Origin of the sequence: Zobellia russellii, assembly GCF_044597075.1 — a bacterium.
Classification (GTDB): domain Bacteria; phylum Bacteroidota; class Bacteroidia; order Flavobacteriales; family Flavobacteriaceae; genus Zobellia; species Zobellia russellii.
The window spans coordinates 3185258-3196377 of record NZ_CP139000.1; the positions used below are offsets into that span (position 1 = coordinate 3185258).

The window sequence follows — 11120 nt, forward strand, 5'->3', positions numbered from 1 at the left end:
ACTCAAAACTGAAAACATGAACAGACTTTACATGAAAACATCATTTTTCCTGAGCGCTTTGCTCTTTATGACTTCCTTGGTTTCAGGATGCGAATCCGAACCGGAATATACCGTTCAGGGCGAGCTCAAAAAATGGCATAAGATCGAACTGGTCTTTAACGGCCCATCTACGGATGAAATGAACGAAGTAAACCCCTTTTTGGATTACCGTCTAGACGTTACGTTTACCAACAACAATCAAACCTTTGTAGTTCCCGGATTTTACGCGGCCGATGGTAATGCTGCAGAAACAGGAGCGGAAAAAGGAAACAAATGGATTGTACGTTTTGCTCCCAATACTACAGGAAATTGGAATTTTAAGGCCTCCTTTAAAAAAGGAACCAATATTGCCGTTGCAGATACCAGTAACAGCGCCACCAGTGGAGAATATATGGATGGTGTCATGGGTAGTTTTACCGTGTCCGAATCTGACAAAACAGGTATAGACAACAGGGCCAAAGGCAAGTTGGAATATGTAGGTGAGCACTATCTTAAATTTAAGGAAAGTGGCAAATATTTCATTAAAGTGGGTGTAGACGCCCCAGAGAATATTTTGGCGTACAGTGATTTTGACGCCACTACCAATGCGTTAGACTTACTAAAGACATGGGAGCCCCACAGGAAAGATTTTAACGAAGATGCCAAGGACCTATTATGGCAAGGGGAAAAAGGTAAAAACCTACTAGGCGCCATTAACTATTTGGCTTCAGAGGGTCTTAACGTATTTTCATTTTTGACTTTTAACGTTGATGGTGATGACCGCAATGTTTTTCCATATCGCTTAAAGGTATCCGAAGAAGAGTACACCAAATATGCCAGTGATAAGAAAAACAAAAAAGCATGGCAGACCATGTTCCATAAAACCCGCTTGGATATTTCAAAGTTGGAGCAATGGGAACGTATTTTTGACTATGGGGAGCGAAAAGGAATGTTCCTGCACTTCAAGACCCATGAAACCGAAACCGACCATCTAATGGATAACGGTGTCTTTGGTGTTGAGGGCAAATTGTACTATCGTGAACTCATAGCCCGTTTTGGGCATCATTTGGCCATGAACTGGAATATAGGTGAAGAAAACAACCAACCCATAGAAAATGTTAGGGAAGTAACGGATTATGTGGCAAAATTGGACCCTTACAATACACACCGGGTATTACATACGTTTCCTGACCAAGATTACCGTTATGCAGAACTGGTAGGTGACCAATCTTCGCTTACGGGAGCATCTCTTCAACTAAGTGAGGCCGATTTTAAAGATGTGCACCCACGGGTTCTTAAATGGATGAAAAACGCCGATGATGCGGGTAAAAAATGGGCCATTGCAGTTGATGAGCCCGGAAAGGCCAAAATAGCCCTTTTACCGGACGCAGAAGACATGGAACATAATGATGCACGTGGCAACGCCTTATGGGGAACTTTACTTGCAGGAGGCTACGGTGTTGAATGGTATTTTGGTTATGCCAGTCCGCATTCTGACCTTACCTGTCAGGATTATAGGAGCAGGGACCTTTTTTGGAACCAAAACCTACATGCCAAACTCTTTTTTGAAAACTACCTTCCTTTTTGGGAAATGCGGCCCTCAGATGATTTAACCACAGATCCAGATTCATTCTGCTTTTCTAAAGCCGATGAGGTTTATGTAGTTTATCTACATCCCGGAAAGGAAACGACTTCTCTTAATTTGGGAGATTCGGGTAATACGTTTTCAGTGAAGTGGTACGACCCTAGAAACGGAGGAGACCTATTGGACGGTTCCGTAACTTCGGTTGATGCAAAAGGTGTAGTGGCGCTGGGCAACCCACCCAAGGACCAGGACAAAGATTGGGTAATATTGGTTCAAAAGAAGAACTAATTATATAAGACTATCGGTTTTGGTGATTTGTTTTTCTACAACTTGTTCTTGTTGGTAGAATTACGGATCACCAATTCTGATTTTAAGACCACTCGAGACACCTCTTTATCATAATCTTCAATTCGGTCTATAATCAGTTTTGCAGATTCTACTCCCATCTGATAGCTAGGTTGGTCAATACTAGTAAGCGAAGGCTCCAAAAGTTCGTCTATAGGCTCATTATTAAAACCGATGATGGCTATATCCTCTGCCATTTTTAGACCTCGTTCTTTCGCTGCTAACATAACACCAATGGCCACCTGATCACTAAAGGCCAAAACGCCGTCCGGATGCTCCGGAGAATACAGTAATTTTCTTGCGGTACTAAGGTTCCCTTCCCTAGTGAAATCAGAATTTTCAATAAACTTTTCCTCCACCAACATATTAGCATCCAATAAAGCCTTCTTGTAGCCTAAAAGTCGGGTTGAGCTTATTTGTAAAATTCTTGGACCTCCAATATATGCAATCCGCTTACAGCCCACGGATATTAAATGCTGGGTAGCATCGTAAGCTGCCTTGAAGTTATCAATAATCACCTTATCCGATTCTACCTCATCACAAAGACGATTAAAGAACACCAACGGAACCTTTCTTTTTTTAGCTTCTAAAAAATGGTCAAAATCCTTGCTTTCACTGGCCAACGAAACTATAATTCCCGCCACGCCAATATCCATAAGTTCCTTTACCAGTATTTTTTCCCTCTCGTACGACTCATTAGATTGACAAATGATTATTTGCATCTGATGTTTCTCCAAGATTTGCTCTATGCCCGAAATGGCCATAGCGTACAAATGATATTTTATACTGGGTACAATTACGCCAACGGCCTTAATCTTCTTTTTAGCATAAGGGTTTATATGCTTTGTCTGAAAATAATTATACTCCTGCGCCAACTCCAGTACTTTTTCCCTGGTCTGCGCACTTATACGTGTATTGCCCTGTAATGCTCTTGAAACAGTAGAAATAGAAACATTAAGCTCTGCGGCAATATCCTTTAAAGTCGTTTGTTTTTTATCCAAATCACTAATAATGAGAACAACAAAGATAACTTAAATTATCTGGTCGTTACCAAACCCTAAATGAGATAGATTAAATTTCAATCTATAAAAATGTAACCGCTGCTTAATTTCTACTTTTCAAAACCCATGAAATACTATTTATTAATTGATTTTAGCCGCTCTTAACCTTAACGCGTTCGCAATTACAGATACCGAGCTAAAACTCATGGCAAGAGCAGCAATCATTGGTGATAACAAAAGCCCAAAAACAGGGTATAACACTCCCGCTGCAATAGGAATACCTATTGTATTGTAGATTAAAGCAAAGAATAGGTTCTGCTTAATGTTTCTCATTACGGAATCACTAAGGTTTCGGGCTTTTACAATACCGTGCAAATCTCCTTTTACCAAAGTTATCATAGCGCTTTCAATGGCTACGTCAGTTCCTGTTCCCATAGCAATTCCAACATCACTTTTGGCCAATGCAGGTGCATCATTGATTCCATCGCCGGCCATAGCCACCACATGTCCTTTTTCCTGTAATTTTTGTACCTCGGCCAATTTATCCTCGGGAAGCATTCCCGCTTTAAAATCAGCTAAATTTAACTCTGTGGCTACGGCTTGTGCGGTATCATGATTATCTCCCGTAAGCATAATAACGGCTATTCCCTTCTCTTGAAGTACCTTAATAGCCTTTGCGCTCGTTTCCTTTATTTTATCGCCAATTACAACATACCCTATTACTTGCTCATTAACGGACAGGTACGATACCGTTTTACCCTTTTTTTGGTGTTCATTGGCCTCATATTTTAAGTTTGAACTTAAGGCGGCATTTACATACTCCATCATCTTGAGGTTCCCTAAAGCCATTTTTTGACCATTTATTTTCCCTTCCACGCCTTTTCCGGTAATAGCCTCAAAATCCTCTGTCCTTAAAATTTCAACACCTTGCTCCTTTCCGTACTTTACCGTGGCTTCGGCAAGAGGGTGTTCACTGGAATTGTTTAAGGAAGCTATAAACTGTAACACCTCATGTTCAGAATATTCGCCCTTTAACACACCAATCGTTTCCACTGTTGGTTTTCCTTCGGTAATAGTTCCCGTTTTATCTACTATTAATGTATCTACCTTATCCATTTTTTCCAAAGCTTCGGCATTCTTGATCAACACCCCGTTCTGTGCACCTTTGCCCACACCTACCATAATGGACATTGGCGTTGCCAACCCCAAAGCACAAGGACAGGCAATAATTAGCACGGCTATAGCATTTACCAACGCAAAAACATAGGCAGGTTCAGGACCCCAAATGGCCCAAACAGCAAAAGTAATTACAGAAATTACTACCACGATAGGCACAAAATAGCTTGAGACCGTATCCGCCAACTTCTGAATAGGCGCCCGACTACGGCTAGCGTCATTCACCATTTGTATGATCTGCGACAATAAGGTTTCATTCCCTACTTTTTCCGCCTTCATTAAGAAAGACCTATTTCCGTTTATGGTTCCACTATTGACCTTGTCCTCCGTTACTTTGTTAACTGGTAACGGTTCTCCTGAAATCATGGATTCATCTACAGTGGTCTCGCCTTCAATTATGATACCGTCTACCGGAATTTTATCTCCAGGTTTTACCTTTAACGTATCCCCTTTTTGAATTTTATCTATGGCAACCTCTTCTTCCTTTCCATCTACTACTCGGATAGTTTTATTAGGTGCCAGTTTCAATAATTCCCTTACTGCTGAATTGGTTTTACTATGCGCCCGGGCCTCTAATACCTGCCCCATAAGAACCAAGGTGAGAATTACGGTAGCTGCTTCAAAATAGACATGCACCGCACCTGAATCCGTCTTGAACTGTGGTGGAAAGAAATCTGGGAACAACATTCCAAAGACACTAAAAACCCATGCCACTCCCGCACCAATACCTATTAGGGTGAACATATTTAAGTTCCATGTTTTGATACTTCGGTAAGCACGCTCAAAGAACATCCACGTGGCGTAAAAAACAACAGGCAGGGAAAGTCCAAACTGAATCCAGTTCCACCACTTTTGCCCCATTACATCGTAAAGAGGATTGTTAGGAACCATCTCGCTCATAGCAATCACAAACACAGGCAGGGTAAAGCCCAATGCGATCCAAAACTTCTTTATAAGCTTCTTGTACGTTTTCTCCTCAGCGGAGAGATCCGGTTGCATAGGCACCAAATCCATACCACAAATAGGGCAACTTCCAGGCTCATCCCGAACCACTTCCGGGTGCATAGGGCACGTCCATTGTTCGGAAGCGTTAGCACTTAGGTTTTGCTCCTCAACCAGGTCCATTCCACATACAGGACAATCACCTGCCTGATCATAGGTTTTATCACCCTCGCAGTGCATGGGGCAGTAAAAAGTACCTGTGCCCTTACCTTTAGGACTTTCTTTTTTCTTTACTTCATGCCCGTGTTCCCCTAAATTATGGATGCTGTACGAACCACCGTCATCTAACAATGCCTTTTGAAATATTTTTAAAGGAATATGGGACTCCATTTGGATTACTGCTTCCGCTTTCTCTAGATTTACCGAAGCATGGGTTACACCTGCTACTTTAGAAAGCGCCTGCTCTACATGACCGCGACACCCGTTGCAGGTCATTCCGTGTATATGATAGGTATGTGTCATTTCCTCTTAATTTTAGAATGTAAAATTACTAAGAGGCCAAGCGAATCTTTTACACAATTACGATTCTTATTTATACAATTTTGTCCAAGGTTTTTCTATCCCAATTTTTTAAACTTTTGTAGTCGGTCATAGACATTCCCGTTACGGTTTTAAACAGCCTTGCCAAATGGCTACTGGTCTTATAATTTAGGCTGTATGCTATTTCAGAAAAATTGAGCTGGCCCAGCTGAATGTATTCCTTTACTTTTTCAATTTTTAGGTTGATGGTGTATTTTTCCAAGGTCATACCTTCGGACTTGCTGAATAGCTTGCTAAGTGCCGTTTCCGTCTTACCGAATTCCTCGGCCAGGGATTGAAAGAGATTTTCGGTTTCTCCGATTTCAATTTTATGAATCAGCTTCACTTTTATCTGTTCTAGAAGGGTATCGGTTTCGTTTATGATGAGTTCAAACCCGGTCTGGACAAGAGTATGGGATAGTTTTTTCTTATCACTTTCGGGGCCTTCGGTAGCAACTACTTTTCCCAATTCAACGGATTCTACGGTATAGCCCTCCGAAGTGAAAATTTCCAAAACCGAAGCTATACAGCGGTTACAGACCATATTTTTAATGTAGAATGTCTCGTTCATCTATATTCTTTTTGTTGCCGTGCCAGCTATTTGCCAAACCTAGTAAAAGGTATGAAATGTTAACTGGTTTGTCGAGCCTATGCAAGTAAACTTTACACAGTGATTACCTCTAAAATTTAAAACCTTGCTGCTTTTCTTATAATTTTTGCGAATGACTATGGGTTACAAAAAAGTAGAGTGATAAATTAAAGATTTTCCCTTGGCGATTTTATCGTCATATTATTGATTAGTTTTCTAGAACACTATAAATTATACTTTATCCATTCTATTGCTTTTGACAAACTCTCTGTGCTGTCACATTGCACATCAGGGAGAATTCCTGATGTGACTTTAATGCTATCTTCATCACAATAATACTCTTGGGCCAATAGCAACTTTGCATTACTTCTAAATTCAATAAAATTAAGGATTGAAGTTTTACCCATTGTTTTTGAGCCAAAAGTTTTGGTTCCATCTTGAAATTTAAACGCAAGAGCAAGAAATTCACTTGCACTTGCCGTACGGTTACTTATTAATACCGCAATTCTTTTATTCTTATTTCTTAAAGTTGATTCATACCTTAAACTATCCATTTTAAAATCGCCAAAATAAAAATTACCATTACTACAACACACTTTTGTCAACCTTTCTTGATTGTCGCAAGAAATTCCAACTAATGGTTGATTAAACAAGGGCGATAACCCTAAGGATTCACTTGGCATTTTGCCTCCTGAATTTTTTCTCAAATCAATTACCCAACCTTTTAATTTTTCTGAAGTATCCAACTTTAATAAGGCTTTTCTAACCTTTAAGGCATATACATTTGATAGACTATCATTTCCAAAAAATCCTGGCAATTTCATATACGCTATATCGTCCTCTATGATTTTCGCATGAATGACCGGAACTGTCAATGTATCCATTAAAAGCCGATTTTCATATATCCTATCAGAATTTTCTGGAGCAAAAAAAACACTATGTCCATCATCTACCAGTTCTAAAGCATAATCAATAGCATTATAGACGTCTTCATTTGTGGAAAACTGTTTAATTGAATCTTTAACAGTCTGTTTTAAACTTATCCAGTCTACCTCATTACGTTTGATTGACTTTTCTTCAATTATCCTCATCACTTGATTATAGAAAGCCTCCTCATTCCATTCTTCTTTTCTTTTACAAGAGAGAGAAATCAATAGAAGAGTGATGCATAAAACTGCTATTCTCATTCGTTAATTTTAATTTGACTAAATTTTTATTGGTTTGAGATGCTTTAACCAATGTTACACTTTTGTCGCTGTAAAATAGACTAATATCTTCCCTGCGACTTTAAATATCGTTATTTGTAGTAAAATTCAACGCTATTCAGGTTGCTTTTAACATTAATAATAAGTGGAAAAAGGAAAAGTCCGAATTAATTAAATGAACAAGAATTTCTTCGCCAGCTATTAAAAATCTTTATAGATATCGAAGTTTATTCTAAAGGAGTATAGTAGTGTTCGCTTGAAGAAAAAGGGCTTAAATAAAAAAACCTCTCAAGAACGGATGTCCCGAGAGGTTTTCTGTGGTCCCACCTGGGCTCGAACCAGGGACCACCTGATTATGAGTCAGGTGCTCTAACCAACTGAGCTATAGGACCAAAAATTGGACTGCAATATTACTACTTATTTTTTGGTGGTGCAAGCTATTTTATAAGCTACTACATTATTTCTTGACATAATTCTATCAACACCCCATTACTGCTCTTGGGGTGGAGAAAAGCAACTAGCTTATTGTCAGCACCTTTTTTAGGTTTTTCATTGATCAAAGTAAAACCTTCCGCCTTTAATCTTTCCATTTCTTTTTCAATATCGTCTACGGCAAAAGCTATATGGTGCATTCCTTCTCCATTTTTACTTAAAAATTTAGCTATAGGGCCCGTGGGTTCTATGGATTCCAAAAGTTCTATCTTACTTTCCCCTGTTCTAAAAAAAGACGTACGCACACCTTCACTGGGCACTTCTTCAACTTTATAATGAGGTTGTCCTAAGAGCTTTCCAAAGCGTTCATTAGCCGCATCTAAGTCGTGTACCGCTATACCTATATGCTCTATTTTTTCCAATTGAAATGCAAATTTTGTCCGTATCGGTGTTTATCCCCCTAAATTACGCTATTTCTCCGTATTTTTGCAGTATGGAAACACAACGACAGAAAAAGATTGCGGGGGTCATACAGGAAGATATCGTAGATATTCTACAACGTGCCGCCATTGACGGAGGTTTGAAGGGTACGTTGATTTCGGTTTCGAAAGTTTCGGTAACTACGGATCTCTCTATTGCCAAAGTTTATATCAGTATTTTTCCCAACAAAGATGCCAAGGAGCTCATGGAGGGTATAAAATCCAATCAGCCATTAATTAAACATGAATTGGCACAGCGTACCAAAAATCAATTAAGACGGGTTCCCGAACTATTGTTCTTTTTGGATGATTCCCTTGATTATATTGAAAATATTGAAAAGTCATTAAAAGGCGAAGAGAACCCAATTGAGAACAGGGACCTTTTGGACAAAAGAAAAAAGATGTAAGGTTGAATTTTCCGTTCTACATCGCCAAGCGCTATGTTCGTTCCAAAAGCAGTCAAAATGCCGTAAACGTCATTAACTTTATCACTTTTTTGGTAACGGTAATAGGCTCTGCAGCCCTATTTGTAGTACTTTCCGGATTTGCCGGACTTAAAACCTTTAGTCTATCCTTTAGTAATACTTTTGACCCAGATCTAAAAGCTTTGCCCGCAACGGGCAAATTCTTTTCCATTACTCCGGAACAAGAAGAGCAGCTCTCCCAAATAGATGGCCTTGCCTTTTATTCCAAAGAACTGGAGGAAAAAGTATACCTAAAACACCGCGAGAAAGGTCATATTGCTTTTATAAAAGGTATAGATACCAATTACACTCATGTTACTGGTATAGATAGCACTTTATTGTACGGCACTTGGCGTATCAATAGCCAAGAAGCGGTAGCCGGAATTGGGGTAACCAATATTCTAGGAGTAACCATTAATCAATACCGTAACCCTCTGGTGGTGCTGGCTCTAAAACCGGGTAAGGGCTCACTCACTCAAAAATCCTTAAAAACTAAATCGCTTGTACTTAGTGGTGTCTATTCCGTAGAAGAAAATTTGGATAAAAAATACGTTTTTGCCCAACTGGCCGAGGTGCAACAGCTATTGGAAAAGAAACCCAATGAAGTTTCCGGAATAAATTTTAAGGTGAAGGATGTATCACAATTGGCCGGTATTAGGACTAAAATTGTAGGTACATTTGGCGATAAAGCAATTTTAAAAGACCGACAGGAGCTTAATAGTACCTTGCACCGAATGCTCAACACGGAAAACTTGGCAACTTACCTCATTTTCACCCTAGTTTTGGGCATTGCCCTTTTTAATGTAGTGGGTGCCATTATCATGATGATTCTGGATAAACTGCAAAACCTAAAAACGCTGTACAGTTTGGGTACCACGCTTAAAGAACTGCGCCGTATCTATTTTGTACAGGGCGTGCTGGTAACCGGCTTAGGTGGACTTATTGGTGTGGTAACGGCATCCCTGTTAATATGGTCTCAGATTGCCTTTGGATGGTTAAAAATTACGCCATCACTAGCCTACCCGGTAGAATATCAGTTTGTAAATGTTCTGATCGTTTTTGGGACTATATTTATTTTGGGGATAATTGCCTCTAAGATAGCTAGTAGCAGGATTACCAAAAAAATGATATCTATTTAATTCTTCTGTGTTTAGGAAGTAAACTGATAGTCACCAAACTTCTCTAGCACCTCGTCAAACGCTTGAAAGACATCAACGGAATCATCACTGGTTACCATTTTCATTCGGTATTCCTTAAAGTTGGGAATGCCTTTAAAGTAATTGGTATAATGCCTTCTGGTCTCAAAAACACCTAACTTTTCGCCTTTCCAATCAATGGCCATTTGCAAATGCCTTCTAGCCGCTTCTACGCGCTCGGGCATGGTAGGCGGTGCTTTGTGTGTTCCGGTTTCAAAGTAATGCTTTACTTCATTAAAAAACCATGGATAACCAATACTGGCACGTCCGATCATGGCTCCGTCCAACCCATACTCATCACGCATCTTCATTGCGGCTTCGGGAGAATCTACATCTCCGTTACCAAAAACGGGAATATGCATGCGCTGATTATTCTTTACTTGGGCAATAGGTTTCCAATCGGCCTCACCCTTATACATCTGTACCCTGGTCCTACCATGAATGGCAATGGCCTTACAACCCACATCCTGCAGACGTTCGGCCACCTCAACTATTTTAATGGAATCACTGTCCCACCCCAACCGCGTTTTTACGGTTATTGGTAGTTTGGTGTGTTCTACCATGGCTTTAGTAAGCGATACCATTAGATCTATATCCTTTAGTATACCTGCACCGGCACCTTTGCTCACCACCTTTTTTACCGGGCATCCAAAATTAATATCGATGATATCCGGATTGGACTTCTCTACAATCTCTACGGATTGTAACATAGAATCTAAATTGGCACCAAAAATCTGGATACCTACGGGTCTCTCCTTTTCATAGATATCTAACTTCATGACGCTTTTGGCCGCATCACGAATCAATCCTTCCGAAGAAATGAATTCTGTATACACAACATCGGCTCCTTGCTCTTTACAAAGGGCTCTAAATGGTGGGTCGCTTACATCTTCCATTGGCGCTAAAAGCAACGGAAAATCAGGTAGTTGTATGTCTCCTATTTTGGGCACTGCATTCTAATTTTGGGTTGCAAAGTTATATAAAAATACGGGAAGGGCATTACTTAGGCTTTTCGATAAATTCTGTGGTTTTACAAGCTATTACTACTTGTTAAAATACTTGTTTATAGAAACGATGTAAATTAGTATCAAAATGAAGTCTTCATATAC

General features: G+C 39.8%; 9 protein-coding genes and 1 tRNA gene. 3 read left to right on the forward strand and 7 right to left on the reverse strand.

Features of this window, described 5'->3' with window-relative positions:
* Positions 1–16 precede the first annotated feature (16 nt).
* The gene (locus SJY45_RS12950) at positions 17–1891 is read left to right on the forward strand and encodes a DUF5060 domain-containing protein (RefSeq protein ID WP_400071207.1); all 1875 of its coding nucleotides are present in this window, start codon (positions 17–19) and stop codon (positions 1889–1891) included.
* A 35-nt stretch (positions 1892–1926) separates the two neighbouring features.
* On the opposite strand, the gene SJY45_RS12955 is transcribed toward SJY45_RS12950, so the two are convergent.
* The 6 genes from SJY45_RS12955 to mce form a co-directional block, all read right to left on the reverse strand.
* Positions 1927–2949: a LacI family DNA-binding transcriptional regulator gene (locus tag SJY45_RS12955; protein ID WP_215436882.1), complete on the reverse strand. Its 1023-nt coding sequence runs from the start codon at positions 2947–2949 to the stop codon at positions 1927–1929.
* A gap of 141 nt (positions 2950–3090) precedes the next feature.
* Entirely contained in the window at positions 3091–5589 is a 2499-nt protein-coding gene (locus SJY45_RS12960; RefSeq protein ID WP_400071209.1) for a heavy metal translocating P-type ATPase, read from the reverse strand.
* A gap of 70 nt (positions 5590–5659) precedes the next feature.
* Positions 5660–6217 (reverse strand): helix-turn-helix domain-containing protein, encoded by a 558-nt coding sequence (locus SJY45_RS12965; protein ID WP_400071211.1) that lies wholly within the window; start codon positions 6215–6217, stop codon positions 5660–5662.
* 242 nt (positions 6218–6459) lie between these two features.
* On the reverse strand, positions 6460–7422 hold the full coding sequence (locus tag SJY45_RS12970) for a S41 family peptidase (RefSeq protein WP_400071213.1): 963 nt from the start codon (positions 7420–7422) through the stop codon (positions 6460–6462).
* A gap of 336 nt (positions 7423–7758) precedes the next feature.
* Positions 7759–7832: transfer RNA gene (locus tag SJY45_RS12975), tRNA-Ile, on the reverse strand.
* 60 nt (positions 7833–7892) lie between these two features.
* Positions 7893–8294 carry a methylmalonyl-CoA epimerase gene (gene mce / locus SJY45_RS12980; RefSeq protein ID WP_400071215.1) on the reverse strand — a complete coding sequence of 134 codons (402 nt, stop codon included), beginning with the start codon at positions 8292–8294 and terminating at the stop codon, positions 7893–7895.
* A gap of 71 nt (positions 8295–8365) precedes the next feature.
* Here mce and rbfA point away from each other — a divergent pair, with 71 nt between their 5' ends.
* Together rbfA and SJY45_RS12990 are read left to right on the forward strand one after the other, a co-directional pair.
* Positions 8366–8758, forward strand: coding sequence for a 30S ribosome-binding factor RbfA (gene rbfA / locus SJY45_RS12985; protein WP_215436869.1), 393 nt, complete (start codon positions 8366–8368; stop codon positions 8756–8758).
* A gap of 2 nt (positions 8759–8760) precedes the next feature.
* A complete protein-coding gene (locus tag SJY45_RS12990; RefSeq protein ID WP_400071217.1) occupies positions 8761–9954 on the forward strand; it encodes an ABC transporter permease in 1194 nt (397 codons plus the stop codon).
* Positions 9955–9965: 11 nt separating this feature from the next.
* Here the strand turns inward: SJY45_RS12990 and dusB are convergent, their stop codons facing one another.
* Positions 9966–10961, reverse strand: a complete 996-nt coding sequence (gene dusB / locus SJY45_RS12995; protein ID WP_215913459.1) for a tRNA dihydrouridine synthase DusB — start codon at positions 10959–10961, stop codon at positions 9966–9968.
* Positions 10962–11120 lie beyond the last annotated feature (159 nt).